The organism is Pseudomonas sp. LAMO17WK12:I1, from assembly GCF_900177315.1.
GTDB lineage: Bacteria > Pseudomonadota > Gammaproteobacteria > Pseudomonadales > Pseudomonadaceae > Aquipseudomonas > Aquipseudomonas marginalis.
Genome location: NZ_FWZV01000012.1, coordinates 197,299 through 222,610, shown reverse-complemented (window position 1 = coordinate 222,610; position 25,312 = coordinate 197,299). Strand labels below are relative to the sequence as shown.

The 25,312-nt window shown below is 63.2% G+C and carries 26 protein-coding genes; 8 read left to right on the top strand and 18 right to left on the bottom strand.

Going from position 1 to position 25,312, the window contains the following annotated elements; genetic code table 11:
- Positions 1 to 106: 106 nt before the first annotated feature.
- Positions 107 to 859, bottom strand: coding sequence for an outer membrane beta-barrel protein (locus tag B9N88_RS23095; protein WP_027606322.1), 753 nt, complete (start codon positions 857 to 859; stop codon positions 107 to 109).
- 123 nt (positions 860 to 982) lie between these two features.
- Positions 983 to 1,822 (bottom strand): arylamine N-acetyltransferase family protein, encoded by an 840-nt coding sequence (locus B9N88_RS23090; protein ID WP_027606321.1) that lies wholly within the window; start codon positions 1,820 to 1,822, stop codon positions 983 to 985.
- Between the two features lie 120 nt (positions 1,823 to 1,942).
- Here B9N88_RS23090 and B9N88_RS23085 point away from each other — a divergent pair, with 120 nt between their 5' ends.
- Complete coding sequence (locus B9N88_RS23085; RefSeq protein WP_027606320.1) at positions 1,943 to 2,179, top strand: DUF6555 family protein; 237 nt, start codon at positions 1,943 to 1,945, stop codon at positions 2,177 to 2,179.
- Between the two features lie 32 nt (positions 2,180 to 2,211).
- Here B9N88_RS23085 and B9N88_RS23080 read toward each other — a convergent pair whose 3' ends face one another.
- Both B9N88_RS23080 and B9N88_RS23075 read right to left on the bottom strand, forming a co-directional pair.
- A complete protein-coding gene (locus B9N88_RS23080) occupies positions 2,212 to 2,412 on the bottom strand; it encodes a DUF6021 family protein (protein WP_027606319.1) in 201 nt (66 codons plus the stop codon).
- Positions 2,413 to 2,424: 12 nt separating this feature from the next.
- Positions 2,425 to 2,604, bottom strand: a complete 180-nt coding sequence (locus B9N88_RS23075; RefSeq protein ID WP_027606318.1) for a hypothetical protein — start codon at positions 2,602 to 2,604, stop codon at positions 2,425 to 2,427.
- A 134-nt stretch (positions 2,605 to 2,738) separates the two neighbouring features.
- Between B9N88_RS23075 and B9N88_RS23070 the strand changes: the two genes are divergently transcribed.
- Positions 2,739 to 3,260: a DUF3087 domain-containing protein gene (locus B9N88_RS23070; RefSeq protein WP_027606317.1), complete on the top strand. Its 522-nt coding sequence runs from the start codon at positions 2,739 to 2,741 to the stop codon at positions 3,258 to 3,260.
- Position 3,261: 1 nt separating this feature from the next.
- Here B9N88_RS23070 and B9N88_RS23065 read toward each other — a convergent pair whose 3' ends face one another.
- From B9N88_RS23065 to B9N88_RS23050, 4 genes are all read right to left on the bottom strand, one after another.
- Positions 3,262 to 4,395, bottom strand: coding sequence for an MFS transporter (locus B9N88_RS23065; protein WP_027606316.1), 1,134 nt, complete (start codon positions 4,393 to 4,395; stop codon positions 3,262 to 3,264).
- A gap of 57 nt (positions 4,396 to 4,452) precedes the next feature.
- Entirely contained in the window at positions 4,453 to 5,820 is a 1,368-nt protein-coding gene (locus tag B9N88_RS23060) for an MFS transporter (protein WP_027606315.1), read from the bottom strand.
- Between the two features lie 144 nt (positions 5,821 to 5,964).
- Positions 5,965 to 6,420 carry a hypothetical protein gene (locus tag B9N88_RS23055; protein WP_027606314.1) on the bottom strand — a complete coding sequence of 152 codons (456 nt, stop codon included), beginning with the start codon at positions 6,418 to 6,420 and terminating at the stop codon, positions 5,965 to 5,967.
- A 151-nt stretch (positions 6,421 to 6,571) separates the two neighbouring features.
- A complete protein-coding gene (locus B9N88_RS23050) occupies positions 6,572 to 7,447 on the bottom strand; it encodes a Dyp-type peroxidase (protein WP_027606313.1) in 876 nt (291 codons plus the stop codon).
- A 151-nt stretch (positions 7,448 to 7,598) separates the two neighbouring features.
- Between B9N88_RS23050 and B9N88_RS23045 the strand changes: the two genes are divergently transcribed.
- Both B9N88_RS23045 and B9N88_RS23040 read left to right on the top strand, forming a co-directional pair.
- Positions 7,599 to 9,215 carry an NADP-dependent glyceraldehyde-3-phosphate dehydrogenase gene (locus B9N88_RS23045; protein ID WP_027606312.1) on the top strand — a complete coding sequence of 539 codons (1,617 nt, stop codon included), beginning with the start codon at positions 7,599 to 7,601 and terminating at the stop codon, positions 9,213 to 9,215.
- A 90-nt stretch (positions 9,216 to 9,305) separates the two neighbouring features.
- The gene (locus B9N88_RS23040) at positions 9,306 to 10,367 is read left to right on the top strand and encodes an FUSC family protein (RefSeq protein ID WP_027606311.1); all 1,062 of its coding nucleotides are present in this window, start codon (positions 9,306 to 9,308) and stop codon (positions 10,365 to 10,367) included.
- 166 nt (positions 10,368 to 10,533) lie between these two features.
- Here B9N88_RS23040 and B9N88_RS23035 read toward each other — a convergent pair whose 3' ends face one another.
- Positions 10,534 to 11,286 (bottom strand): TetR/AcrR family transcriptional regulator, encoded by a 753-nt coding sequence (locus B9N88_RS23035; RefSeq protein WP_027606310.1) that lies wholly within the window; start codon positions 11,284 to 11,286, stop codon positions 10,534 to 10,536.
- 362 nt (positions 11,287 to 11,648) lie between these two features.
- Here B9N88_RS23035 and B9N88_RS23030 point away from each other — a divergent pair, with 362 nt between their 5' ends.
- The 4 genes from B9N88_RS23030 to B9N88_RS23015 are packed head-to-tail and all read left to right on the top strand — an operon-like array spanning position 11,649 to position 16,251.
- On the top strand, positions 11,649 to 12,353 hold the full coding sequence (locus tag B9N88_RS23030) for an ABC transporter ATP-binding protein (RefSeq protein WP_027606309.1): 705 nt from the start codon (positions 11,649 to 11,651) through the stop codon (positions 12,351 to 12,353).
- Complete coding sequence (locus tag B9N88_RS23025) at positions 12,350 to 13,549, top strand: ABC transporter permease (RefSeq protein ID WP_027606308.1); 1,200 nt, start codon at positions 12,350 to 12,352, stop codon at positions 13,547 to 13,549. The genes B9N88_RS23030 and B9N88_RS23025 overlap by 4 nt, the downstream gene beginning before the upstream one ends.
- A complete protein-coding gene (locus B9N88_RS23020) occupies positions 13,542 to 15,020 on the top strand; it encodes a TolC family protein (protein WP_027606307.1) in 1,479 nt (492 codons plus the stop codon). The genes B9N88_RS23025 and B9N88_RS23020 overlap by 8 nt, the downstream gene beginning before the upstream one ends.
- Positions 15,010 to 16,251 (top strand): efflux RND transporter periplasmic adaptor subunit, encoded by a 1,242-nt coding sequence (locus B9N88_RS23015; RefSeq protein WP_027606306.1) that lies wholly within the window; start codon positions 15,010 to 15,012, stop codon positions 16,249 to 16,251. The genes B9N88_RS23020 and B9N88_RS23015 overlap by 11 nt, the downstream gene beginning before the upstream one ends.
- A gap of 76 nt (positions 16,252 to 16,327) precedes the next feature.
- Here B9N88_RS23015 and B9N88_RS23010 read toward each other — a convergent pair whose 3' ends face one another.
- The 9 genes from B9N88_RS23010 to B9N88_RS22970 all read right to left on the bottom strand — a co-directional run bounded on the left by B9N88_RS23010 (position 16,328) and on the right by B9N88_RS22970 (position 25,305).
- The gene (locus B9N88_RS23010) at positions 16,328 to 17,722 is read right to left on the bottom strand and encodes an FAD/NAD(P)-binding protein (protein ID WP_027606305.1); all 1,395 of its coding nucleotides are present in this window, start codon (positions 17,720 to 17,722) and stop codon (positions 16,328 to 16,330) included.
- A gap of 12 nt (positions 17,723 to 17,734) precedes the next feature.
- A complete protein-coding gene (locus B9N88_RS23005; RefSeq protein WP_027606304.1) occupies positions 17,735 to 18,502 on the bottom strand; it encodes an ABC transporter ATP-binding protein in 768 nt (255 codons plus the stop codon).
- Between the two features lie 3 nt (positions 18,503 to 18,505).
- The gene (locus B9N88_RS23000) at positions 18,506 to 19,846 is read right to left on the bottom strand and encodes an ABC transporter substrate-binding protein (protein WP_027606303.1); all 1,341 of its coding nucleotides are present in this window, start codon (positions 19,844 to 19,846) and stop codon (positions 18,506 to 18,508) included.
- Between the two features lie 18 nt (positions 19,847 to 19,864).
- Entirely contained in the window at positions 19,865 to 20,914 is a 1,050-nt protein-coding gene (locus tag B9N88_RS22995; protein ID WP_027606302.1) for a branched-chain amino acid ABC transporter permease, read from the bottom strand.
- A 4-nt stretch (positions 20,915 to 20,918) separates the two neighbouring features.
- On the bottom strand, positions 20,919 to 21,800 hold the full coding sequence (locus B9N88_RS22990; protein WP_027606301.1) for a branched-chain amino acid ABC transporter permease: 882 nt from the start codon (positions 21,798 to 21,800) through the stop codon (positions 20,919 to 20,921).
- Positions 21,800 to 22,570 carry an ABC transporter ATP-binding protein gene (locus B9N88_RS22985; protein ID WP_027606300.1) on the bottom strand — a complete coding sequence of 257 codons (771 nt, stop codon included), beginning with the start codon at positions 22,568 to 22,570 and terminating at the stop codon, positions 21,800 to 21,802. The genes B9N88_RS22990 and B9N88_RS22985 overlap by 1 nt, the downstream gene beginning before the upstream one ends.
- Positions 22,567 to 23,415, bottom strand: coding sequence for an AMP-binding protein (locus tag B9N88_RS22980; RefSeq protein ID WP_027606299.1), 849 nt, complete (start codon positions 23,413 to 23,415; stop codon positions 22,567 to 22,569). The genes B9N88_RS22985 and B9N88_RS22980 overlap by 4 nt, the downstream gene beginning before the upstream one ends.
- A gap of 115 nt (positions 23,416 to 23,530) precedes the next feature.
- Positions 23,531 to 24,979 (bottom strand): LLM class flavin-dependent oxidoreductase, encoded by a 1,449-nt coding sequence (locus B9N88_RS22975; protein WP_043293595.1) that lies wholly within the window; start codon positions 24,977 to 24,979, stop codon positions 23,531 to 23,533.
- Entirely contained in the window at positions 24,979 to 25,305 is a 327-nt protein-coding gene (locus tag B9N88_RS22970) for an acyl-CoA dehydrogenase (protein ID WP_027606297.1), read from the bottom strand. The genes B9N88_RS22975 and B9N88_RS22970 overlap by 1 nt, the downstream gene beginning before the upstream one ends.
- Positions 25,306 to 25,312: the final 7 nt, after the last annotated feature.

Genomic DNA, 25,312 nt, shown 5'->3' with positions numbered 1-25,312 from the left:
ACCAACAGAAACGGCGCCCCAGGGCGCCGTTTTTGCGTTCTGGGCTGACCTGCAACAGCCCAAAAAAACGCCCCGAATGTTCGGGGCGTTTTACATTGCAATCGCGTCAGAACGCGATACCGACCTTGACCCCGTACTCATCCCGCTTGAGCCGGGTGTTATCGGCCACTTCGGAATCACCGTCGAGCTTGTATTCGGTGCGGGTGTAGTAAAGGCCCGCCATCACCGGCAGGTCGCCCTTCTGGTTCATCAGCAGGCTGACTTCGGCGTAAGGGTTGGTGCGGTCCTTGAGGTCTACGGTGTCGCTGCCCACGCCGTCCACCTTGAGCTTCGTACGACCATCAATGGTGCGACGCGCACCGGCTTCGAAACGCAGCGTCATGTCATCGAACTGATGGTTGTAGCCCAGGGCTGCCTTGGCGAACGGCGACTTGTTGGTGAGCTCCATGTCGTAGTCGTTCGAGTCCAGCTCATAGCGGGTCCAGCTGTAACCGCCGCCCACGATCACGTCGACGAAGTTGCGCGCATCCAGCGCGGCACGCCAGCCGAGATCCAGGTCGGCCTGGCCTTCCTTGAGTTTGTTATCACTCTTTTTACCGTACTTGGCTTCCACACCTGCCTGGTAGATAAAGCCCGACTCGGCGGTGAGCTTGTTGCCGAAGTTGTAGAAAAGACCGGCTTCGGGCATGTGGTCCTTATCACTTTCACTACCGCCTTCGAGCTTGAAGTCGTTGTAGCTGCCCAGAATCCCAAAGGTAGAAATCGGGTCAGTGGACGGTGCGGCGAACACCACGGCTGGCGCGGCGACCAGCGCCAGCAGTGAGGAATGCTTGAGGAGGTTTCCGAATAGTTTGGACATCGTTTACATCTCCTTGTCTGGTGGGCAAATTATTCAGGAAACGCTTCGAACCCAGGCTGGCACCAAAGGTTCGAAAAAATTTGCCCCCACTTGGAGGTAAAACGGTTCAGCGATCGCTCTGGATCAATACTCCTGGCGTGCAGCCATTACCAAGCCCTCAAGGGTTGAATCAAGCTGAGGGTGAACCGGCACGCGAATCCCAAAGGTAGTGCCCAGTACGTCCAGCAGCTCGTCGGCGCTCTGGATCACACGCTTGTCACTCGGCCGATCCAGGTAGTGAATCCCATAGTGGGCGTTGTTCAAGGTGTGGCGTTCTCCCGCTGCCAGGCGTGCGACTTTCAATTGGCCCACGAACGGCGAACCTGGATGGGTCGAGACGTACCAGTTACCGATTTCGTAGTCGATGTCTGCCTGCACTTGCAGGTCGAACACATACAAGCCACGCCACTCCCCCGCGACCTCGGCCCACAAGGTGTAGCTGCTCTCCTGTTCATTGAGAGTCAGGCGATACGGCTCATGGGCCGTGGCCTGCACGGCCTGCGTGTCCAACTGCAACGGACTGCTGGGCACCATGCCACCAAAGCCGACGTCGGTGATGTAGCGCACGCCGTCCAATGTCACCAGGCTCAGGCGATGGGTACGCGCCGTACGTGCATCCGGCGGCCCCCCCATCACAACCCGCCCGGTAATGCCGCGAGCATCGAAGCCCAGTGCCTGCAACAGCGCCAGGAACATCTGGTTCAACTCATAGCAATACCCACCCCGCCCATCGAACAGGACTTTCTGCTCGACGCTGGGCAAGTCGATCGGCACCGGCAGACGCAACAGGGTCGACAGGCTTTCGAAGGCGAAGGTGCACACATGACGCAGTTGCAAATCCCGCAGGGTCTGCAGGGTGGGCGGTGGTGGCGAGTCGTAACCCAGGCGTTGCAGGTACAGGCGGCTGTGGTTCAGGAGGGTCATGGCGCGATCCTTGGGCGCGGGAGGAATGCGTCACTATGCCGCGCAAGCATGCAGATTGTCATTTTGAGTGAACCTTTTTAAACCGTTCCCTATCCATCTATAACAAGACAGGGAGGCAACATGAGTACCGCAAAAATCTACACCATCCACTACCAACTGCACGGTCAACCGAAGTCCTTTGTGGTGCGTGCCGAAGTGATGAACAACGCCGAGGCCTGGCACTGGGCAGCCGTTGACGCCGACATAGCGCATGTCAGTCGTATCGGCCGGGTCGGCCATGAGCAGGTGAAAAAAACCACGCGCCCGTGGGCCGAGAAGTACGGCATTACCGACGTCACCTGGATGCCGCCCAGATAAATAAAAAGCCCCGCTCATTGGCGGGGCCCAGCTCATTTCTTCAAGTCGCCCAACGGATCGTAGGGCGGCTTTTTTTTCCCGTCGTCCTTGGCCTTTTTATCCAGGGGGGCGATGGCCGGACCGATGGGATCAACCTGCGGATCGGCCACATCGGGCGAGTCCGGATCAAATCCCAGCTCATCCTTGCCGCTGGCGTGTTCGTTGGAGGGCGGTCCATCCGAGCGCTTGTTCATCATGGTCTCCTGTTATAGCGGGCGAGCTTTGTCGTGGAGGTTTTCCAGGTCGTCTTCGACGCGCTCCACATCATCCTGGGCGTCACGCTCTTTCGGGTCATTGGGGCGCAAGGCATCGTTGTCGCGCTCCTCTTCGCCGGGTGTGCGATCAGGGTCGGGGGTACCGGGCGGTGGCTGCTTGTACTCGGGCATGGTGGTTGACCTCAAAGGGACTACACCGGTTTAGAGAAACTGCCCCAGATCATGGTTCAACTTGATTGCCCCACCACTGACCGCTGACCATGAGAAGATGCCTTCCCCCTACCCGCCCTGGAGACCTGGACCGGATGTTCGAGCTCAAACCCTGCGACCCCGTCACCTACCGCCAACAGACGCGCCGCAGCACGCTGATCGTGGCCGTGCTGTTCGTGGCCCTGGCCATGCTGCTGTCGAGCCTGGCGGTGATGCTGTTCGGCGAACCCGGCGGTGACAACTTCCGCTTCAATGTCGGTGGCGTATTCGCCGGGGTGTTGATAACGGTCGCCCTGCTGCGCGGCCCGCTCCGCACCCAACCGTGGTTGGCACCGGCCGTCTATGGCTGGCAGCTCAAGCGCACCCTGATGCGCGTGACCAACGTGATGCACACCGTCACCGAGCGTGTGCAGGCGAATGATCCGACGGCCATGAAGGTCCTGCGCTTCTATCACCTGGGGCTGACGCAGATGCACGCCCTGGACGCCAACTCCAGTGCCCAGGCGCAGTTGGTGGGGGAAATCGAAGCACATCAGGCGAAGATGCACGTGCTGGGGATCGACACCGAACAAACCCGCTTTGATCCCGCGTGGCTGGAAGGATTGAAACGCACGTAAGTCAGCCGGCTGCCACACGGGTGCGCCAGCAGAACAACGCACTCACCGCAATCGCCGCACCCGCCACGCCAAACACCAGGGGGGCCGAGGCCACCGGCAACAGCAGGCCTGCCAGCAGTGGCCCGAGGCCCGCACCGATGTCACGCCATACCGCATTCGACGCCAGGGCCGACACCCGCAGCGAACCGGGGTTGCGCTCGGCGACCAGGGTGGTCACCAGGGGCAGTTGCAACGCGCGCAGCACCAACACCGCCGCCGCGCCGACAATCACCCAATAGCTGCCGAACGCCGTCAAGGCCAAGGCACTCAGGAACGAAAACAGCAACAACATCGAGGTCGCGCCAAAGCGCTGGGCGGCGTGGCCTCCCAGGGGACTCAGGAGCATTTCCGAGACATAACGCAGGGCCATCAAGCCGCCGGCGATCAGCACCGCATTACCGCCGAGCAGCTTCTGCGCCTGGATCGACAGGCCGAAAATAAACAGTCCGTCCAGCGCCACGCCTTCGATAAACGACCACAGCGCCACGCTGTCGGGCCACTTGAAACGGCGTCCCGGGGTGCTGTGCAAATCATGCCCGGCGCTGGGCAGGCCGCGCGCCATCCACAGCCCCACCAGGCAACAGCCGGCGAGGATCACAAAGATCGGACGCGGCCCGACCCACAGCGTCAGCCAGCCACCGAACGGTAACGCCAACATCGGCCCCCAGGCGATCAGGGCCCGCGATCGCCCGGCCCGGCGAGCGGCGCCCTCCGGCTCGGAGGTGGCCAATACCTGGGTCGACAGGTTCAACGCAGCGAAACACAGGCCCCACACCAGCCGCAGCCCCAACAACGCGGCAAAGCCCGACAGTACCGAATTACCCAGGGCGCACAGCGTTGCGGCACCGGCGGCGATCATGCAGGTCAGGCGATCGCCGTTGCGCGCGTAGAAATTCAGCACATGGCGATAACCGAAAATCCGCACCAGCCGGTTGGCCGCCAGCAACACCCCGGCCTGGGCGAGCGTGATGCCGAAGGCCTGGGACTCCATGGGCAGCAGCAGATAGAGCAACACGTCACTGGGCAGGCATAACGCCAGGGTCAACGCAGCACGGCGGGAATGGGTATCGGCAGTGCGGAGGGCCAGGCTGGACATAAATCTGAAACATCCCGAAATATTCAGGTCGCCACGGTAGCCCTCCCGCCGCAGGTTTTACAACGGCTTTTTCCCGTAGGGCAGCAAACGCAGGCCACTGGCCACGGCGCCCACCAGCGCAAACACGCAACCCAGCCACAGCGCATACAGCGGGCCATTGCCCAGGGACAGGTGGAAACACAGCGCCACCAACGACGCCCCCAGCGTCTGCCCCAGCAACCGCGAAATCGCCACGATGCCGCTGGCCCCACCGCTGCGCGCCAACGGCGCACTGGTCATCAAGGCCTTGAGGTTGGGCGACTGGAAGAAGCCGAAACCGGCACCGCACAACGCCATGCGCCAGCCAATATCGAAGGCCGACGCGCCGTGGCCCAAGGTCGCCAACGCGGCCATTCCCACGCTCAACATCAACAGCCCGATACCGCACAGCAGGCCCAGGGACACACGGTCAGCCAGGCGCCCGGCGACCAACGCCATCACCGCCACGACCGCCGGCCACGGTGTCATGAGGAATCCGGTTTCCACCTGGCTATGCCCCAGCACCGCCTGCAACAGAAAGGGCAGCGACACAAAGGCCAGGCCCTGGGCGCTGAAGGCGCAGATCGCCGTCAGGGAAGACAAGGCAAACACCGGCCGCTTGAACAGATCCAACGCCAGCATCGGCGCCGGGTGACCGGCCTGCCGACGCAGCAGCAACGCGCCACACAGCAGCGCCACCGCAATCAAGCCCAGGGTCAACGCCCCCTGCGCACCATGCACCGCCGTGCCCAGCCCCAGCACCAGCAAGGCGAATAACCCGGCACACAGCGCCGCCGCGAGGCGGTCGAAGGCATGCCCGGTCATCGGCAGGGTCGGCAATGAACGCAGGCCCAGTCCCAGGGCCAACAGCCCCAACGGCACATTGATCAGGTACAGCCAGTGCCAGGTCGCCACCGACAGAATCGCCGACGCCGCCGTGGGCCCCAGGGTAAACGCCAGCCCCACCACCAGCGAGTTATAGCCCAGGCCACGCCCGAGCATTTTTGACGGGTAGATATGCCGCAGCAACGCCGTATTGACGCTCATGATCGCCGCCGCTCCCAGCCCCTGCACCACACGGGCGGCGGTCAGGCTGACCAGCGAGCCGGCCAGCCCGCAAAACAGCGACGAGACGATAAACAGCAGCAACCCGCCGAGATACACGCGGCGGTGCCCGAGCACATCGCTGAGGGACGCAAACGGCAGCACCGTGGCGATAATCGCCAACTGGTAGGCATTGACCACCCAGATCACCGAGGCGGAATCGGTGCCAATCCCTTCGGCCAGGGTCGGCAACGCCGTGTTGACGATGGCCGTGTCCAGGGTCGCCATGCCGATCCCCAGGGAGATCGCGATCACGGCCGGCAGGCGTTTATTGAGGGGCAGCCCATCGACGACAGAAGACATGAACCATCCGGACAGGTAACAAAGGCCACTAGCATACGATCAACGGGGATTGATTTCAGTGGCCCATGGCGCCGCTGTCAAAATTTTCATGTTGTTGAACATGGGATTCGCGCCTTATCCCGAATCACGCCTGCCTGTCATCCCCTAATAAACAATCAGGCTCGCAGCAATAGCGGGTTTAAGAAGCCAGGATCCAGGCGTTGGCGCAAAGCAGTGTGGAGACGAAGCCGATAACTTATTGGCGGCCATGTCCGGATTCCACCGGCCAATAATGCCGTCCCGACCTGCAACATCCACCGTATCCAGTTGGTTCATCACCTGGTCACGCTTGAGCACTTCCCTGGCCAACATTGTCAGGTTGTCTTGCTGTGAATCGCCCGTCAGGGGGCGCCCCGCGACCTGACAAATTTCCCCCTGTGTCGCATAGGGCGAGCCTGCTGGCCTGAATGCATCGAAATTTTTGTCAAACTCCTGCGCCAGCGCGGCGTCGGACCGCCCCGCATAAGGGTTGGCAGGGTGCCAATGGGCAACAACAGGGGCATGGGTGGCGAAAGATGCACTATGGACAAGAGACACGTGGTGCTGATGAATGATAGCCATGAGTGAGTTTCCTTGATTACTCGACAAATCCGCGCTACATACCGTCGAAAAACGGATATGCAAAGCAGACTGTTGTCTCTGTGGCGACCCACGCCAGGGTGGTTCCGCAGTCGTACGCAGAAACCGCTTCGCCACCCAAGTCCGGACAGCGTTACATACGCGGTCCTTGAAGGATTGCACTCAGGTCCAGGCGTCCGTCCTTGACCGGCGGGCACCAGTAGTAACCACCGGTCAACGGCGTGCTGATGCGATACAGGCCATCGACAATCCCGTCCTCCAACCCGCTCATGCGGCGCAGTTGGGCTTCGAACGCATCGAAGGAATGGCCGAATGCGAGGAACATCAACCCGGCCTGGCCATTGTCGGCCCAGGGCATGGAGCGGCGCACCACGAAGGCTTCCGGGGTGAAGCTTTCCTGGGCGGTACGTTTGGTGTGGGCGGATTCGGGAGCGTCTTCCAGCTCTTCGTTGTCGCCATGGCGGCGGCCGATGATGTGGTCGCGCTCCTGGGCGGGCAACGCGGCGAAGCCATCGAGGTCGTGCTGCCATTGCTGGATCGCGGCGAAGCTGGCACCGCTGTCGGTCAGGGCGGCTTCAACGGCAGCGTCATCGTGGGGGTTTTCGGTGCCGTCTTCGTAGTCGGTGAGGTCGAAGCCGGTCTTGTAGCGGAAGCCTTCGGTCGACTGTACCAGGCGAAACGCCGGGGCCAGGGCCTTCTCGAAAGCGCGACTGCGCAGCAGCAACTCGCCGCGATCGACGCCATGCAGCCACACCCACAGTGCCTGCTGGGTGGACGGGTTGTGCGCGCCCGGTGCGCTCACGGCAGGAAAGCTGCGCAAACCATCAATCGTTGCACCCAGCGCGTTGACCAGCGGCTCGCCAAATCCGACCACTGCCGCCGAATCGGCCAACTGCACCAGCGCGTCCAGCGCAGCGGGCACGGCTGCCAGGGTGTCCACGGCAAAAAACAGATGGCGTGCCTGCAAAGGCACCGGTGCGGCAAGAATGCCCGGCTGGTACTGACTCATGTGAACTCCTTCAAGAAAGGCGCGCAGTCTACTATCTCGAAGAGCAGGCGACACGCCCCGGTGTGTAGTGCAACGCGCACAAGCCTTGCCATAGAGCCCTGTGTTGGGTGACTCTCTAGTCATGTTTTGCAACTATTTCAGGGGTAGTGCCATGACCACCAGCAACCTGCTCGCCCAGCTGTTTCCCACCAGCGTCGCCGATATTCCCGAGCAATACCGCCTGGCGGCGCCCATCGAACAGCGTGACTACCTGGTGGATGGCCAGTTGCAGGTGTGGAACGGCCCCTTGGCCCAGGTGCAGAGCCCGGTGCAATTGGGCGACCGCCGCGTGGTGATCGGCAGCACGCCGTTGCTGGATGCCGACACCGCCCTCACCGCCCTCGATGCCGCCGTGCGCGCTTATGATCGTGGCCAGGGTGAATGGCCGACGATGCGCGTGGTGGAGCGTATCCAGCACGTCGAGGCGTTTTTGCGACGTATGCGCGAACAGCGCGACGCAGTGGTCACCCTGCTGATGTGGGAGATCGGCAAGAACCTCAAGGACTCGCAGAAAGAGTTCGACCGCACCTGCGACTACATCACCGACACCATCAATGCCCTCAAGGAACTCGACCGCCGCAGCAGCCGCTTCGAGTTGGAACAGGACACCCTCGGGCAAATCCGCCGCGTGCCCCTGGGCGTGGCGCTGTGCATGGGCCCCTACAACTACCCGCTCAACGAGACGTTTACCACGCTGATCCCGGCGCTGATCATGGGTAATACCGTGGTGTTCAAGCCGGCCAAACTCGGTGTGCTGCTGATCCGTCCGTTGCTGGAAGCCTTCCGCGACAGCTTCCCGGCCGGAGTGATCAACGTGATCTACGGCAGCGGCCGCGAAACCGTCAGTGCGTTGATGGCCAGCGGCAAGATCGACATCTTTGCCTTTATCGGCACCAACAAGGCCGCCAGTGACTTGAAAAAACTGCACCCCAAGCCGCACCGCCTGCGTGCGGCCCTGGGCCTGGATGCGAAAAACCCCGGCATCGTGCTGCCCGAGGTGGACCTGGACAACGCCGTCAGCGAGGCCGTCACCGGTTCGCTGTCCTTCAACGGCCAGCGCTGCACCGCGCTGAAAATCCTGTTTGTGCATGAAGACGTGGTCGACAGCTTCATCGAGAAATTCAACCGCAAGCTGGAGACCCTCAAACCCGGCATGCCCTGGGAAGACGGGGTTTCACTGACACCGCTGCCGGAAGTCGGCAAGGTGGATTACCTCAACGACCTGGTGGCCGATGCCCAACAACACGGCGCCCACGTGGTGAATGCCAATGGCGGTACCCATCGTGGTTCGTTCTTCTATCCGGCGGTGCTGTACCCGGTGAATCCGCAGATGCGCGTGTACCACGAGGAACAATTCGGCCCGGTGGTGCCCATCGTGCCCTACCGCGATCTGGAGACGGTGATCGAGTACGTACTCGACTCGGACTTCGGCCAGCAATTGAGTATTTTCGGCACCAACGCCGTGGAAGTCGGACGCCTGGTGGACACCTTCGCCAACCAGGTCGGCCGCATCAATATCAACGCCCAGTGCCAGCGCGGCCCGGACACTTTCCCGTTCAACGGGCGCAAGAACTCGGCCGAAGGCACGCTGTCGGTACATGACGCGCTGCGCGTGTTTTCGATCCGCACCCTGGTGGCGACCAAGTTCCAGGAAAGCAACAAGGCGCTGGTCAGCGATATCCTGCGCAACCGTGACTCAAGCTTCCTGACCACCGACTATATCTTCTAAGCACAATGCCGATCTCAATGTGGGAGGGGACCGCCCCCTCCCACATTTGGATTGTGTACATATCCAAAACCGAGGCCACTTTAATTACCGATGAACCTGCCACTCTTCGCCCGGCGCCTGCTGCGCCCCTTGCTCGACCCCTACCGCCGCTATCGCCACGCCAAGCTGATCCACGCCGTGCGCGTGTCCATCGGCTTGCTGGCGACGATCCTGCTGACCACCGGCATCAACCTGCCCCATGGTGAATGGGCATCGGTGACCATGCTGGTGGTGATCGGCGGTTTGCAACACCACGGCAATATCGGCAAGAAGGCCGTTGAGCGCGCCTATGGCACGCTGATCGGTGCCAGCGTCGGTCTGCTGCTGGTGGTGCAGGAGGCGTATGTCGGCCAGCCGCTGCTCACCTACCTGCTGATGTCGGTGGTGTGCGGGTTCTTTTCCTATCACGCCATCGGCAAGGGCGGGTACACGGCGCTGTTGTCCGCGATCACGGTGTTTATCGTCGCGGGGCACGGTGACAACCCGTTGTCGGACGGGCTGTGGCGCACCGTGGATATCCTGATCGGCATTGCCTTGGCGTTGGCGTTTTCCTTCGCCCTGCCGCTGTATGCCGTGTATTCCTGGCGCTACAACCTGGCCAGCGCCTTGCGTGATTGCGCCCAGATCTACAGCCGGATCATCAATGGCCAGTCGGTCACCGACGATGAACACCTGAAGCTGCTCAACCGCCTGAATGCGGCAATGCTGCAATTGCGCTCGCTGATGCCGTCGGTGTCCAAGGAAGTGCGCATCTCCATGACCGAGCTGGACACGATCCAACGCCACCTGCGCATGTGCATCAGCACCCTGGAGATTCTCGGCAACACCCGCCCGGACCCGCGGGACGAACAGGCGATGGCGCGCATGCAAGTGATGTTGAAAGCCGAGCATCGACAGATTCGCGTGCAGTTGGTGGGGATGGCGCGGGCATTGAAGTCCGGGGTTACGGAGCGGCTGGAGCGCCCCAGCCCTGTCAGCGGCGGCGAGCCCAGCCTGGACGCGCCGGTTTACAGCGCGCTGGATGGGTATCGATCGTTGACCGTGCAACTGGCGGCGAATGTGGACGCGATGCGCCAACGCCTGGCTAAAAGCGCCGGTCGCTGGAAGATCTAGAAAGGGAGTCCGTTGACCTGTTTACCCAGCTCAACAGTTTCACACTTTCTCTTACATTTTTTTCACGTTTTATTCACATCCCGGGACGTAGGGTGAAGCCTCATCCGTTACAAACGTTGCACATCAAGCCCGCCGCCCCAGCGGGCTTTTTTTTGCCTGGGATTTGTCAGCGCGAGGCCTTGGCGGCCGGCGCTGTCGCCTGTTCACGAATGGCACGCTGGGTGTCCAGCACCTTGGCCAACGCGTTTTCGGCTTCGGGGCTTTGCTGCGGCACACGAATCGCCGCCGAGACCAGGGTGATCAGCTTGGCCATCACCTCGGCATCCGTCGCCGGGCGGCCCAGGCTCATGGAGTTCATCAGCAGGCGCAATTCGGTACCGGCCATGACCCCGGAAATCGCCTTGAGGGCAAATTGCAGGCGCACCCCCAGCTCGTTGCGCGGCAAGTCCGGCAAGGCCAGGGCGAAGGCTTCGAAGAAGCGTTGGAACACCGGTTGGTAATGCACCTTGAGGTATTCCTGGATAAACGGCGAGGTGTCGCTGTACACCCGCCCGAGGAAACGGATGAACGAACGGCCTTCCCCACTCGCCGGGTCGCTGCGTTCCAGGCCCATGGCCGGGGCGAAGAGCACGCCGAGCAAGGTGTCGCAGTCGAGGGGGCCGTCGGATTCGGCCTCACAGCGCGCCAGCAATTCCAAGCGCTGCTCGTTGAGCGGCTCCAGGCGTTGCATCAGCAGGGTCTTCATCAAGGAGTCCTTGTCCCCGAAGTGGTAGTTCACGGCAGCCAGGTTCACCTGGGCGCGCTCGGTAATCTGCCGCAGCAGCACGGCGTCATAGCCGTATTTGATGAAGAGAGCCTCTGTCGCATCCAGCAATCGAGTCTTGGTAACGTTTGGAGCGCTGAGTTTCTTCGCGACCATAAGGGTTCCACGGCGGAAATATTGTTTTAAAAAATAATTTGATTTTTTATACCGGTGTGGCCGGTCGAAAGCAAGTAGTGACACACCGCCATACTATCCAAAGCCTTTGCCCATGGGGATTCTCAGGCAAGCCACGGACCTTTCGGTAGACCCCCGTACCGGCGAGGGAAATCTTTTCAAAGCGTAAAACCGCTCTACATCCACGGCTGGCGAAGCATCGGGAACACGGTTAGTATTCAAACAATATTTTAAAAACAAGAAATAAAACCAGTCCGTGACGCGAACCAGATAGCTCCCGAACTTGTTACAAAGATTTACAAAGGGCGCATGACGGCAGCGTCGAGACTGCAGGCGTAGTCACGATGACAGATACCCCCGCGCACCCAGGCTTGATTTCCCTGCAAGGCATCGGCAAGCGCTATCAGCTCGCCGGGCAGGAACTGACCATTCTCAATGAGGTGTGCCTGTCCATCGAGCGCGGTGACAGCTGCGGCATCCTCGGCGCCTCGGGCTCCGGCAAAAGCACCCTGCTCAATATCCTCGGCCTGCTGGACCTGCCCAATTGCGGCCAGTACCATTTTGCCGGCCACGATATTTTCAGTGCATCCCCGGACGAACTGGCGGCGATCCGCAACCAGCAGATCGGCTTTGTGTTCCAGAGCTTCAACCTGCTGCCGCGCCTCAGCGCCCTGGACAACGTCGCCCTGCCCCTGAGCTATCGCGGTGTATCGCGGCATGAATCGGTGGCGCAGGCCCTGCGCATGCTCGAACAGGTCGGGCTGGCGGAACGCGCCCACCATCGCCCCGCCGACCTCTCCGGCGGCCAGCGCCAGCGTGTGGCGATTGCCCGTGCATTGGTGGGCAAGCCTTCGGTGATCCTGGCCGACGAGCCCACCGGCAACCTCGACAGCAGCACCGCCCAGGACATCATGGACCTGCTGCTGGCATTGAACCGCGAGCAACAGGTCACACTGATCATCGTCACCCACGACCCGCATATCGCCGAACGCCTGGAGCGCAAGATCCTGGTGCGCAACGGCGTAGTGCACGAGGCCGGGCGCCTATGAGCCTGCGGGTCGAACAGAGCTTCAGCCAACTGCTGCATGAAGCCTTCGTCAGCCTGCGCACCCTGGGCAAGCGCTCGGTGCTGGCCCTGCTGGGCATCGTCATCGGCAGTTCGTCGGTGGTGGCGCTGATCAATATCGGCCATAACGCGGCGGTGGATGCCGCGATGATTTTCAAGGACATGGGCACCGACACCCTGGTCGCCCAGTTCCCTCCCAAGGGCAGCAGCACGGTCCCCGCGCCCGCGAGGCTCGACCTGGATGCCGTGCGCCAGGCCGTGCCGGGCATTGCCCATATCGGCGCGCTGACCTTGTTCAGCGGGCCCATCGTGTTCCATGGCCGCACCACCAACGCCAACCTCGTCGGCAGCACACCGGACATCCAGGCGGCGATGCGCCTGGTGGTACGGCAGGGGCGCTTCCTGTCGAGCTTCGACGCCAACGAAACCTATGGCGTGATCGGTGACCAACTGGCCCAGGCCCTCGGAGCGCCGGGCGATCCGCTGCAACTGGGCGACCGCGTGCGCATCAACGACTACCTGTTCCTGGTGGTGGGCATTCTGCAGAACCAGCCCAGGGCAATGCTGATGCCGGTACAGGCCAACGAGTCGTTGTTCATTCCCGCCGAAGGCATGCGCCGCATCCATGCCATGCCGCAGATCGGCAATGTGATTATCCGCGCCGCGCCCGGCCAGGACATGGAACACATTGCCACTGAAGCCGCCAGCGCCTTGCAGACCCAACTCACCGACCACACGGTCGACATCCAGGTGCCCCAGCAAATGATCGACGGCATGACCCGGCAAAGCCGCACCTTCGCCTACCTGCTGCTGGCCCTCGGTGCCATTTCCCTGGTCGGCGGCGGCGTAGGCGTGATGAATGTGATGCTGATGAACGTGTCGGAACGCCGTCGTGAGATCGGCATTCGCATGGCCCTGGGCGCTCGCCAGCGCGACATCCGCAACCTGTTCCTGCTCGAAGCCGTCACCCTCACCGCCGTCGGCGCGCTGTGCGGTGCGGTACTTGGCATGACCGCCGCCTGGCTCTATGCCTGGCTGTCGGGCTGGCTATTCGACCTGGCCGTCGCCGCCCTGCCCCTGGGCGTGGGCAGTACGTTGCTGGTGGGCTTGTTCTTTGGCATCTACCCGGCGGTGTCGGCCTCACGGTTGCAGCCGGTGGAGGCCTTGCGCGATGAGTAAATGGCTGGGGTTGCTCGTGTTGATCAGCCTGCACGGCATGGCCGCCGAGGTGGTCATCAAGCCGTCGGCCCCCAGCAGCACCCGCAGCGGTTACGACCGGGGCGTGTCCTTGAATGCCCAGGTCACCAGCATGACCCTGGGTGACGCCGTGTACCTGGGCCTGCGCAACAACCCGGCAATCCGCAGCGCCTACCTGCAACGGGTGGCGCAGAAGTTCGACCTGCGCGTCGCCGAAGACGTGTTCAACCCCAAGCTCACCCTTAACAGCTATTACCGCAGCACCCGTGGCTCCCAGGACAGTGCGCGCAATGCCAACGTGGCGCCGGCCACCAGCTTGCTCAGTGAGTACGGCACCCGCCTGAGCATGGCCTGGACCCAGCAGCTGAACAACGCCGACCGCGCCGGCCGCTACCGCAGCGACGGCCTCGACCTGGCGATCATCCAGCCGTTGATGCGCGGCGCCGGCTGGGACGCCACCACCGCACCGTTGCGCCTGTCGCGCCTGTCGGAGCAGGCCAACCGCCTGAACCTCAAGGCGACCGTGGCGCAGACCATCAGCCAGATCATCGCCACCTACCGCGAACTGCTGCGGGCCCAGGAGCAACTGAGCATCGTACAGGACGCTCTCAAGCGCTCCGGCACCTTGCTGGAGGTGAACAAAGCCTTGATCAGCGCCGGGCGCATGGCCGAATTCGAGATCGTGCAGACCGAAGCCGATATCGCCACCCAGCAACTGGGCGTCGAAGAAGCGCAGAACCAACTGGACACCAACCGCCTGGCCTTGCTGCGCCTGCTGGCCCTGGACCTGTCGACGCCGATTCGCGCCACCGAAGCCCTGGAGGCCAAGCCCCTGCAGATCGACAAACGCCAGGCCTTCAACCTGGCGCAGACCCAGCAACCGGAATACCTCGCCGCCCTGCTCGGCAGCCAGCAGGCCGACCTCAACCTGGTGATCGCCAAGGACTCCGGGCGCTGGCAGGTGGACCTGGTGGCCGGCGCAAACCAGATACGCGACGCCTACAATAACGACGGCGGCAGCACCAACAACCGGACCTGGGACAGCTACGCCGGCGTGCAGGTGCAGATCCCCATCGGCGACATCAGCACGCGCCAGGCCGAAGTGCGCGCGCGGGTCAATGTGGAGGACCAGGAGATCCGCATCACCGACGCCCGCCAGGAACTGGAACGCAACGTCAACGACGTGGTACGCGACCTCGGCACCCGCTGGCGCCAGTATGAAATCTCCCAGCGCGCGGTGGAGTTGTCGCGGCGCAAGATCGAGATCGAACGCGAGAAACTCAGCGCCGGGCGCTCCACCAACTTCCAGGTGCTGAGCTTCGAGACCGACCTGCGCAATGCCGAAAACGCGCAGCTCAACGCCCTGATCGCTTATTTGAACGCCCAGACCCAGCTCGACTTGACCCTGGGCATGACGCTGGAAAGTTGGGAAATCGCCCTCAATGACTACTAATCGAAAACGCCTGCTGGGCGTCGCATTGATTCTGCTGCTGGCCGGCGCGGGGCTGGCCCTGCGCAGCCCCGCAGAAGGCCCGGCCGGCGCCACCGAACAATGGCTGGCCGTCAAGCCCGACCCGCTGGTGCACCAGATCGGCCTGGTGGGCAAGATAGAACCCGACACCACCCTCACCCTCACGGCGCCGTTCGACGGTAACGTGCAGGCCAATCTGGTGGAGCAAGGCCAGCGGGTCGAGGCTGGCCAGGTGCTGTTGCGCATGGACCCGGCCACCCTTGAGGTGCAGTTGCGCGACGCCCTCTCCGCCCAGCTCAAGGCCCGCCGCGCCGTGCAAGAGCTGCAGGACTGGGACAGCGGCCCCACCGTCAGCCGTGCGCGCCGCAGCCTGCGCACCGCCGAGATGACCGCCGGCAACACCCAACGCAAACTCACCGAAAGCGAAAACCTGTTCAAGCGCGGCATCATCCCGCGCAATGAGCTGGACGACCTCAAGCAACAGGCTCAGCAACAGCAACTGGACCTCGCCTCCGCCCGCAGCGAACTGCAACAGGCCCTCGACCAGGGCAAGGGCGAATACCGCCAGATCGCCGACATGGAACTGACCAACGCCACGGTGAAATACGAGGCCTTGCGTACCCTGCTCGCAGGCAAGGAGGTGAAGGCGCCGTTCTCCGGCATCGTGGTGCCCGCCCCCGGCAACAATACGCCCCAAGGCGGCAACACCAACGCGCCGATTCAGGCCGGCAGCAAGGTCAGCCAGGGCCAGGTGCTGTTCGGCCTGGCCAATATCGAGCGGCTGAAAATCGTCGCCAAGGTGTCTGAGCTGGACATCAACCAGCTGCACCAAGGCCAGGCGGTGGAAGTGCTGGGCGATGGTTTTGACGGGGAACGGTTGAGCGGCTCGGTGAGCGTGGTCAGCGGCCTGGCGATTGCCAGCGACAGCCAGGGCAGCGCGCAGTTTCCGGTAACCCTGACGATTCCCAGGCTGACCCCGCAACAGTTGCAGCGGGTGCGGCTGGGGATGAGTGCGCGGTTGACCATCGTCACGTACAACAATGCGCAGGCGATAGTGATTCCGAGCGAGGCGATCCAGGCGGACAGGACGGTGGAGTATCGAGAAGCGATGGATAAACCGGTGGAGCGGGTGAAGGTGACTACCGGGCAATCGACGCCGCAGGGGGTGGAAGTGTTCGGCCTAAAACCCGGTTTCGTAAAGACCTCAAGATAAATGGAGATCCCCTGTGGGAGGGGTTGCCCGTTCTGTCCCTTAACTGACCGGCATTGGGGCTTGCCCCCTCCCACATTTAGAAATGCGCCAACTTCAATGCCAAGGCCTTGGCCTGAAGCGCCACATCCGTCACCGCCGTGCTCTCCCACCACATCCCGCGCAACGGCGGGCCCATGGCGAACAATCGCATGCTGACCTGGCCCTGGGCATCCAGCACGGCGCCGCACGTGTCCGCCGCAATCCCCAACGCCAGCGGCCCCGGCCTGATCAGCCCGCGCTTGAGCAACTGCTGCGGCAACGGCCGGGCCACGCGGCGCCAGTCGTATTCGATGCCGCTGGAGTTGATCAGCGCCGCTCCCGATACCAGGCTGACCACCTGTTCGCCACGGTAACGCAAGCGAATGGTCACGCCCTCGCCCGAGGGCTCCAGCCCCTTGAACGACGCCGCGTGAATGCGCAACCGCCCTTGCTCATGCAGCCGGGCCACCAACTGGGCACTCAACGGCGGCGAGCGGTGGTGATGGCTTTCCCACCAGGGCCGCACATGCCGCACGAACTGGCGTTTCTCGCCCTCGCTGGCCTGGCTCCACAGCCGGCCGATATGGGCGCGCACCGTGTCCAATGGCGCCTGCCAATCGATGCCCTGCGCCAATGCCAGGCGGCATTGACGCCGCACCTCGCGCAGCAGTTGTCGCGGGCTGCGCAAGGCGTGGTCGGCAGCGAGGAAATCGTCCCAGCCCGGCGGTTGCCGGCGCACATGGGGCAACAAGCCGTGGCGTGAAAACACCTCGATGGGCCCACGGTGCCCGGCCTGTTCCAGGGACACCACGGCGTCGACCATGGTCAACCCGGAGCCGATGATCAGCACCGGCGCCTGCGGGTCGATCCGGGTCATGGCCTGCACGTCCCAGGGGTCCACGGCGGCGGCGTTCAAGCCGCTGGACTGGGTCTGCGGCGTGCGTGCCGCCGGGAACATGCCGGTGGCCAACACCGCCTGGGCGCCGCGCAGTTGCTGGCCGTTGTCGAGGGTCAGCAACACTGAATCGTCGCCGACCTGCAGGTCGACGACTTCGGCGCGGATATGCTCGACGGTGGACGCCGACAACGCCTTGGCCTCAGCCAGCCGTTGCTGCGCATACAGGCCAAAAATCCCGCGTGGCGGGAACAGTTCGCTGATGGGCACGTGTTGCTGGTCCGACTCGGGCCAACCGCCGGCACCGATGTAGGCGGTCAGCCATTGGGTCAGGTCATCGGCGTTGTCCGGGTCGACGCTCATGCGCGCCGCGTTGCCGTTCAAGGTGTGGCCCAGTTCGACGGCGCTGTAGGCCTCGCCACGGCCGAGTTCGGCGCGCGGTTCGATCACCAGGATCCGGCGCTGCCCAGGCCAGCGCAGCAGTTGCACCGCCAGCATCGTGCCGCTCAGGCCGCCGCCGATGATCAGCACATCAGCGTTGCGGAGGGATTCAGTCATGCACATTCGCCTTTACTGTTTACCCAGATAAATATCGTGCAAGTCGCCCCGCGCCAACAGCTCGGCGGCGCTGCCACTCAAGGCCACGCGCCCAGTATCCAGCACGTAGCCCTGGGACGCATAGTTGAGCGCGACGTTGATGTTCTGCTCGGCGATCAGGAAGCTCACCTGCTGCTCGCGGTTGAGCTGCGCGATGATCTCGAAGATCTCCTGCACGATCATAGGCGCCAAACCCATGGACGGCTCGTCGAGCAGTACCAAAGTAGGACGGGTCATCAACGCGCGGCCGATGGCGACCATTTGCTGCTCGCCGCCGGACGTCAGGCCGGCGCGGGTGTGGCGCTTGGTCTTGAGCCGCGGGAACCAGGCGTAGATGCGCTCCAGGTCCTGTTCCATGGCCTTGCGGCTCAGGCGCCGGACAAAGCCGCCGCTGCGCAGGTTGTCTTCGACGCTGAGCTGGCCGAAGACATGGCGGCCTTCCAGCACATGCACCATGCCCTGGCGCACACGCTGGCTGGGGTCGACGCCGGCCAGGTCGACGCCCGCGTATTCGATCACGCCCCGGCTGACTTCGGCGCGCTCGGCACGCACCAGCCCGGAGATCGCCTTGAGGGTGGTGCTCTTGCCGGCGCCATTGGCCCCCAGCAGGGCGACGATGGCGCCCTTGGGCACGCTCAGCGACACCCCGGCCACGGCGAGGATCGCGCCGTCGTAGATCACTTCAATATCGTTGACCGTCAACAACGACGGGCGCGTGGCTTCGCTGGCGAGCTGGCTCATGATTTATTCATCCCCGGTGCAGGTGCGTGGCGTCAGGCCTTTTTCCTTGGCGAACGCCGCGGATTTTTCATCGATCAGCGGGCGCAACAGGGCGCGGTCGGCGGCGATCCAGTCGCTGATCAGCGTCCAGTGGACGCCGTCCCATTGCTGCACGCGCGCCGAGCCGCCGCCTTCGTGGTCGCGGCACGACAGCTTGAGGTTCTGCATCAGGCCCAGGTAGCCCATGTCCTTCAAGCGCGCGTCATCGATATTCAGGTGTTCCAGGCCCCAGCGACCTTCTTCGCCATTGAGCGGGCGCTTGCCGAACCTGGCCTGGCCGGTGCGGATCGCTTCCACGGCCACGGCGGCGTTCACCAGGCCGGAGTTGTAGTAGACGCTGCCGAAATTCTTCAGGTCCTTGAGGTCGCTGTGGCCCTTGTCGAGGATGTATTGCTTGAGGCGCTTGTGGATCTCGAAATCCGCACCTGCCGGGTAAGGCGTGAGCGCCAGGTAGCCCTTGGCGGCGGCGCCTGCGGGCAATACGTCTTCGCTGGAGCTGGCCCAGATGTCGCCGATGATATGGTCCACCGGGAAGCCGAAGCGTGCGGCGGTTTTCACCGCCACCGGGGTGGACACGCCCCAGGTGCGCAGGAACACCCAATCCGGGTTGGCCTGGCGTACCTGGCGCCATTGCGCGGACTGCTCATTGCCCGGATCGGCCACCGGAATCTGGATGTTTTCAAAACCGTATTTTTCCGCCAGCAATTTCAGCGGGCCAAGGGTTTCGCGACCGTAGGCCGAGTCGTGGTAGACCGTGGCGATCTTCTTGCCCTTGAGTTTGTCGAAGCCGCCTTCGCGCTGGGCGATGTAGTTCACCAGGGTCGACGCCTCGCTGTAGAACGTCAGCATCACCGGGAAGTTGTACGGGAACACGGTGCCGTCGGTGGCTTCGGTGCGACCGTAGCCGAGGGTGATCAGCGGGATCTTGTCCACCTCTGCCCTTTCGCTGAGCGCATAGGCCGCCGGTGCGCCGTTGGGCTGGTACACCGCGACCGGCGCGCCATCCAGGCCGTTCTTGAAGCGCTCGTAGCACTCGATGCCTTTCTCCGCCGTCCACTCGGTCTCGCATTCCTGCCACACCAGCTTGACGCCATTGATGCCGCCTTCGACCTCGTTGATATAACGCAGGTAGTCGATCATCCCGGCCCACACCTGCACGCCGCTGGAGGCGTAGGCACCCACCCGGTAGGTGGCCAGGGGAAAGAACTGCTGGTCGGCCGAGGCTACCGCCTGGGGCACGGCACCGGCCAGGGCAGCCAGCGCGAAGGCGGCGCCGGCCAGGGAGCGTTTCAAGGATGCACGCATAGGGATTCTCTTATTCAGTCAGAAACGTAGGGGCCACTGACGCAGCCGGTCACGGAGGTTGTACAACAGGCGAATCAAGCCCTCGGGCTCCTTGATCAGGAACACGATGATCAACACGCCAAAAATGATTTTCTGCAGGTTTTGCAACTGCCCCGCGTCCACCGAGCCACCGAACAACGCCTGCCCGGCATGGCTGAGGAAGATCGGCAGCAAACTGATGAATGCCGCGCCGACGAAGTTGCCGGCAATGCTGCCCATGCCGCCGATAATGATGATGAACAGGATCTGGAAGGAGCGGTTGATGTCGAAGCTGCTGGCGCTGGCCGTGCCCAGGTAGGCAAACGCCCACAACGCGCCGGCGATGCCGAGGTAGAACGAACTGACCGCAAACGCCAGGCGCTTGTAGCGCACCACCGGGATACCGACCACGGCGGCGGCGGTGTCCATGTCGCGGATCGCCATCCAGTTGCGACCCACCTGGCTGCGCACCAGGTTGACCGCAGCCCAGGTCAACAACAGCACCGTGACCAGGGTCAGCCCGTAGCGGCCCAGCGGCGTGTTGAGGTCATGGCCGAACAACGCCAGCTTCGGCGCCGAAATGGTCCCGGACGAGCCGTAGTTGTAGAACCAGGGGAATTTGACGAACAGCCACTCCAGGAAAAACTGCGCGGCCAGCGTGGTGACCATCAGGTAGAAGCCCTTGATCCGCGAGCTGGGCAAGCCAAACAGCAACCCGACCACGGCGCTGATGATCCCACCGCCGAGCAGCGCCACCGGCAGGCCCAGCTCAGGCAGGCGCAGTAAAAACCCATAGGTGGCGAACGCCCCAACCGCCATGAAGCCGGCTGCGCCCACCGAGGTTTGCCCGGTATAGCCGGTGAGTAAATTCAGGCCCAGCCCGGCCAGGGACAGCACCAGGAACGGGATCAGGATCGCGTTGAGCCAATAGTCATTGCCCCACAGCGGCACCACGATAAACGCCAGCGCCAGCAGGCCGAGCAGGCTCCAGGGCACGCGCCGCTGGACCAGCAGCAAGGGTGCGGTGTGTTCAGCAACAGGGATCGACATGCTTTCAGACTCGCTCGATGGCGCGCTCGCCGAACAGGCCGGCGGGACGGATATACAGGAAGGACAACGCCAGGACATAGGCGAACCACGGCGTGATGCCGCCACCGATCAGCGGGCCGATATACACCTCGGCGAGGTTCTCCGCCGCACCGACAATCAGCCCGCCGACAATCGCCCCGCCAATCGAGGTGAAGCCGCCGATGATCAACACCGGCAAGGCCTTGAGCACCACCAGCGACAGCGAAAACTGCACGCCCTGGCGCGCCCCCCACAACAACCCCGCCACCAGCCCGACGATGCCGGCCACCGCCCAGACGATCTGCCAGATGCGGTTGAGGTTGATGCCGATGGACAGCGCCGCCGTAGTGTCATCCGCCACCGCGCGCAGCGACACGCCGATACGGGTCTTGTTGAACAGCAGCGCCAGCACGGTCACCAGCACCACGGCCACGGCCGCGGCGATCAGGTCGAACTGGCTGAGCATCAGCGGCCCGACGAACAGCGGTACATCGTCGATGCCCAGGTCCAGGGCGCGCACCTGCGAGCCCATCACGCCCTGGGCCAGGCCTTCGATAATGAACGACAGGCCCAGCGTCGCCATGAACAACGTGATCTGCGAGCGGTTCACCAGCGGCCGCAGCACCAGGCGCTCGATGAGCAAGGCGCCGACGATCATCACGATCACCGTCAACAGCAACGCCAGGGCAAACGGCACGCCCTGGTCGTGCAGGCTGACGAAGGTCAGCGCGGCAAACAGCAGCATCGAGCCCTGGGCAAAATTGAACACGCCGCTGGCCTTGTAGATCAGCACGAAGCCGATCGCGACCAGGGAATACATGGTGCCGGCGAGCAGGCCGCCGAGCAGGGTTTCGAAGAAGAACGTCATCAGTGCGTCACTCCCAGGTAGGCCGCGATCACCTCGGGATTGGCCTGCACCTCGGCAGGGGTGCCGTCGCCGACCTTGCGCCCGTAGTCGAGCACCACCACATGGTCGGACAGCCCCATGACCACGCCCATGTCGTGTTCGATCAACACCACGGTGGTGCCGAGGTCGCGGTTCACGTCGGCGACAAAGCGCGCCATTTCCTGTTTTTCCTCGGCGTTCATGCCGGCCATGGGTTCGTCCAGCAGCAACAGGCTGGGCCCGGCGATCAATGCACGGCCCAGCTCCACACGCTTTTGCAGGCCATAGGACAGGTTGCCCACCAGCACATCGCGGTAGGCTTGCAGCTCCAGGAACTCGAGGATGCTCTGGGCGCGCAGGCGGAAGGCTTCGGCTTCACGACGTGCGCGGGGCAAGCCGAGGGCCTGTTCGATAAAGCTGGTGCGCATATGCCGCGACAGGCCGGTGAGGATGTTGTCGAGCACGCTCATTTTCTTGAACAGGGCGTTGTTCTGGAAGGTACGGCCAATGCCTCGACGCGCGGCGCCCAGCGGGTCGATACGCTGGAAATGCTGCGCCTCGAACACGATCTCGCCGGCATCGAAGCGATACACGCCGTTGAGCACGTTGAGCAATGAACTCTTGCCGGCACCGTTGGGCCCGATCAACGCGCAGATTTCCCCGCGCGCCACCTCGAACGACAGCCCATTGATCGCCTTGACGCCCTTGAACGACAGCGAGATGTCCCGCACCTGGAGAATGGCTTGGCTCATGCACGTTCCCGTTTGAATTCGGCAAGCCACGTCGGCTCGGCATTGGATTTGAGGGGCTGCCAGATATAGGCCAGGCGCTGGAAGCCCAACAGTGTGCGCACGCGGTTTTTCAGCAGGCGGCGCAGGCCGCTGTGCGGGTGGGCAATGGCCCAGTCGCACAGGCGTCGACGCCAGGTGCCGTGGGGTGGCAGGCGGCTTTCGATCTCGTCGGCCAGGTGCAGCAAACGGGCGGGCGACAGCAGCAGGCCGGTGGGCGCGACTTCGCTGCGATCACGTCGCGCCGAGGCCAGGCTTTCCGGGAAGGCCAGGCCGTGGCCGCTGCTCAGCCACTGCTCCAGCACCACCGCCAGGCCGCCTTGCCAGTGGGTGCCCTCCTCGCTCCACAACGCGGTTTCACCGGCGGGCTGCCACCAGCGCTGCAGGTGTTGCGCCGGGTCCACGGGGCCGAGCAGTTGGGCGAAATCCAACCGCTGGGTGAAGGTCCAATCGCGCTGGCGACCTTGAACGTAGGCGTGGCTGGGATGAATACGCCACAGCTGTTGCTCCAAGGCCTGCGGCTCGAGGTTATCGGCCAGCGTCAGCACCTGTGCACCGACGGAATGGGCCGCCAACGCCAGCAACAGCAGGTTCGGCTCAAAGGCGCCGCTGAGCACCAAGCGTGACTGTTGATCGAAACCTTGCTGGCGCAAACCATCGGCCAGGCGTTCGACATCGCGCAAGGTGTCGATCCAGCGCCAGGCGTACCACTGGCCCTGGCGCTTGTGGCGCAGGGCGATGTGCAACGGCGTGAGTTGTGCCCAGTGGCTCAGGTGTTCCAGGAGGGCCGTTGGTTCGTGCACGCTCATAGGGGGTTGCTCCTATTGGGGGGTGTGCGTGCGGTGGTCCGCTGGCTTGATTATTTGGATCGACACAGGACAACTGTGGGAGGGGCGGTACTTGCTCCCGATGGCGGTGGATCAGTTAGAACACCTTTGACTGAGCCACCGCCATCGGGGGCAAGTCGAATCGTCGCACCGCCCCTCCCACATTGGTTTTTTGTATCCCAGATAAATTGCGATAGCCCGCGCCAGGGTGGTTCGCGCCCAACCTTGCACCATCGCCAAACAACTTCTCGCGCAACGTGCCCTGGGCGTATTCGGTCTTGTACACGCCGCGCTTCTGCAACTCCGGCACCAGCCATTCGACGGCGTCGACAAAGGTTTCGTGGGTCAGCGCATAGGCGAGGTTGAAGCCGTCGACGTCGGTCTCTTCGACCCACTCCTGCAACAGGTCCGCCACGGTTTCCGGGCCGCCGACGAACAGCGGGCCAAAGCCGCCGATACCGACCCAATCGGCCAGTTCGCTGGGGGTCCAGACCTTGTTCGGATCCGCCGTGGAGAAAGCTTCCACCGCCGATTGAATCGCATTGGTGTGCACGTGCTTGAGCGGTTCATCCGGCTTGAACTGGCTGAAATCGATCCCGGTCCAGCCGGAGATCAGCGCCATCGCGCCTTCATAACTGGCGTAGGATTTGTATTCGTCGAATTTGGCCTTGGCCTTGGCGTCGGTCTCGTCGACGATCACGGTCTGCAAGTTGAAAATCAGGATTTTCTTCGGGTCGCGTCCGGCTTCGGCCGCACGGCGGCGGATGTCGGCGACGGTCTTTTTCAGCAGCACCTTGGACGGCGCGGCAACGAACACGCATTCAGCCTGCTCGGCCGCAAACTGCTTGCCACGGCTGGAGGCACCGGCCTGGTACAGCACCGGGGTGCGCTGCGGCGAGGGTTCGCACAGGTGGATGCCGGGCACCTGGAAGTGTTTGCCGACGTGGCGGATCTCGTGGATCTTGCTCGGGTCGCTGAAGATCCGACGTTCACGGTCGCGCAGTACCGCGCCCTCTTCCCAACTGCCTTCCCAGAGTTTGTAGCAGACCTCCAGGTATTCCTCGGCATAGTCGTAGCGGGCGTCGTGTTCGGTCTGGGCTTTCTGGCCAAGGTTCTTGGCGCCGCTTTCCAGGTAGGAGGTGACGATGTTCCAGCCGATGCGGCCCTTGGTCAGGTGGTCGAGGGTCGAGAGACGGCGGGCAAACGGATACGGGTGCTCGAACGACAGCGATGCGGTGAGGCCAAAACCCAGGTGCTCGGTAACCAGCGCCATGGGTGCGATCAGCGACAACGGATCGTTGACCGGCACCTGGGTCGCCTGGCGAATCGCCGCGTCGCCGTTGCCGTTGTACACGTCGTAGATGCCCAGCACGTCGGCGATAAACAGGCCGTCGAACTTGCCGCGCTCAAGGATCTTCGCCAGGTCGGTCCAGTATTCAAGGTCCTTGTACTGCCACGAGCGATCGCGCGGATGCGCCCACAGGCCCGGCGATTGGTGGCCGACACAGTTCATGTCAAAAGCGTTCAAGCGGATTTCACGGGACATCACAGCACTCCGTTGAGGTGGTAGTTGCCGACGACCTGGTATTTCCAGCGCAACGGGTCATCCAGGGTCGGTGGCAGCGCGGTGCGTTGGCCGGTCAGTTCGAATTCGGTGTTGCTGGCAAAGAGCAAGGCTTCGGCGGCGGCGATCTGCGCTTCAGTGACGGCGACCGGGCTTGGATCGGTTTCGGCGCGTTCAAGCAAGGCGGCCGCTACATCCACGCGAATCTGCCAATCGCCGAAGCGGCTGATCACGTAGGGGTCGTCGCTTTTTGCGACGTGGCGACGGGTGCTGTCCAGCAATTGGCGTGCGAGGGTCAGTGCGGTCATGGGTCAG

Coding starts and splice junctions, on each gene's coding strand:
- B9N88_RS23095 (WP_027606322.1), bottom strand. CDS start 859: ATGTCCAAACTATTCGGAAACCTCCTCAAGCATTCCTCACTGCTGGCG.
- B9N88_RS23090 (WP_027606321.1), bottom strand. CDS start 1,822: ATGACCCTCCTGAACCACAGCCGCCTGTACCTGCAACGCCTGGGTTAC.
- B9N88_RS23085 (WP_027606320.1), top strand. CDS start 1,943: ATGAGTACCGCAAAAATCTACACCATCCACTACCAACTGCACGGTCAA.
- B9N88_RS23080 (WP_027606319.1), bottom strand. CDS start 2,412: ATGAACAAGCGCTCGGATGGACCGCCCTCCAACGAACACGCCAGCGGC.
- B9N88_RS23075 (WP_027606318.1), bottom strand. CDS start 2,604: ATGCCCGAGTACAAGCAGCCACCGCCCGGTACCCCCGACCCTGATCGC.
- B9N88_RS23070 (WP_027606317.1), top strand. CDS start 2,739: ATGTTCGAGCTCAAACCCTGCGACCCCGTCACCTACCGCCAACAGACG.
- B9N88_RS23065 (WP_027606316.1), bottom strand. CDS start 4,395: ATGTCCAGCCTGGCCCTCCGCACTGCCGATACCCATTCCCGCCGTGCT.
- B9N88_RS23060 (WP_027606315.1), bottom strand. CDS start 5,820: ATGTCTTCTGTCGTCGATGGGCTGCCCCTCAATAAACGCCTGCCGGCC.
- B9N88_RS23055 (WP_027606314.1), bottom strand. CDS start 6,420: ATGGCTATCATTCATCAGCACCACGTGTCTCTTGTCCATAGTGCATCT.
- B9N88_RS23050 (WP_027606313.1), bottom strand. CDS start 7,447: ATGAGTCAGTACCAGCCGGGCATTCTTGCCGCACCGGTGCCTTTGCAG.
- B9N88_RS23045 (WP_027606312.1), top strand. CDS start 7,599: ATGACCACCAGCAACCTGCTCGCCCAGCTGTTTCCCACCAGCGTCGCC.
- B9N88_RS23040 (WP_027606311.1), top strand. CDS start 9,306: ATGAACCTGCCACTCTTCGCCCGGCGCCTGCTGCGCCCCTTGCTCGAC.
- B9N88_RS23035 (WP_027606310.1), bottom strand. CDS start 11,286: ATGGTCGCGAAGAAACTCAGCGCTCCAAACGTTACCAAGACTCGATTG.
- B9N88_RS23030 (WP_027606309.1), top strand. CDS start 11,649: ATGACAGATACCCCCGCGCACCCAGGCTTGATTTCCCTGCAAGGCATC.
- B9N88_RS23025 (WP_027606308.1), top strand. CDS start 12,350: ATGAGCCTGCGGGTCGAACAGAGCTTCAGCCAACTGCTGCATGAAGCC.
- B9N88_RS23020 (WP_027606307.1), top strand. CDS start 13,542: ATGAGTAAATGGCTGGGGTTGCTCGTGTTGATCAGCCTGCACGGCATG.
- B9N88_RS23015 (WP_027606306.1), top strand. CDS start 15,010: ATGACTACTAATCGAAAACGCCTGCTGGGCGTCGCATTGATTCTGCTG.
- B9N88_RS23010 (WP_027606305.1), bottom strand. CDS start 17,722: ATGACTGAATCCCTCCGCAACGCTGATGTGCTGATCATCGGCGGCGGC.
- B9N88_RS23005 (WP_027606304.1), bottom strand. CDS start 18,502: ATGAGCCAGCTCGCCAGCGAAGCCACGCGCCCGTCGTTGTTGACGGTC.
- B9N88_RS23000 (WP_027606303.1), bottom strand. CDS start 19,846: ATGCGTGCATCCTTGAAACGCTCCCTGGCCGGCGCCGCCTTCGCGCTG.
- B9N88_RS22995 (WP_027606302.1), bottom strand. CDS start 20,914: ATGTCGATCCCTGTTGCTGAACACACCGCACCCTTGCTGCTGGTCCAG.
- B9N88_RS22990 (WP_027606301.1), bottom strand. CDS start 21,800: ATGACGTTCTTCTTCGAAACCCTGCTCGGCGGCCTGCTCGCCGGCACC.
- B9N88_RS22985 (WP_027606300.1), bottom strand. CDS start 22,570: ATGAGCCAAGCCATTCTCCAGGTGCGGGACATCTCGCTGTCGTTCAAG.
- B9N88_RS22980 (WP_027606299.1), bottom strand. CDS start 23,415: ATGAGCGTGCACGAACCAACGGCCCTCCTGGAACACCTGAGCCACTGG.
- B9N88_RS22975 (WP_043293595.1), bottom strand. CDS start 24,979: ATGTCCCGTGAAATCCGCTTGAACGCTTTTGACATGAACTGTGTCGGC.
- B9N88_RS22970 (WP_027606297.1), bottom strand. CDS start 25,305: ATGACCGCACTGACCCTCGCACGCCAATTGCTGGACAGCACCCGTCGC.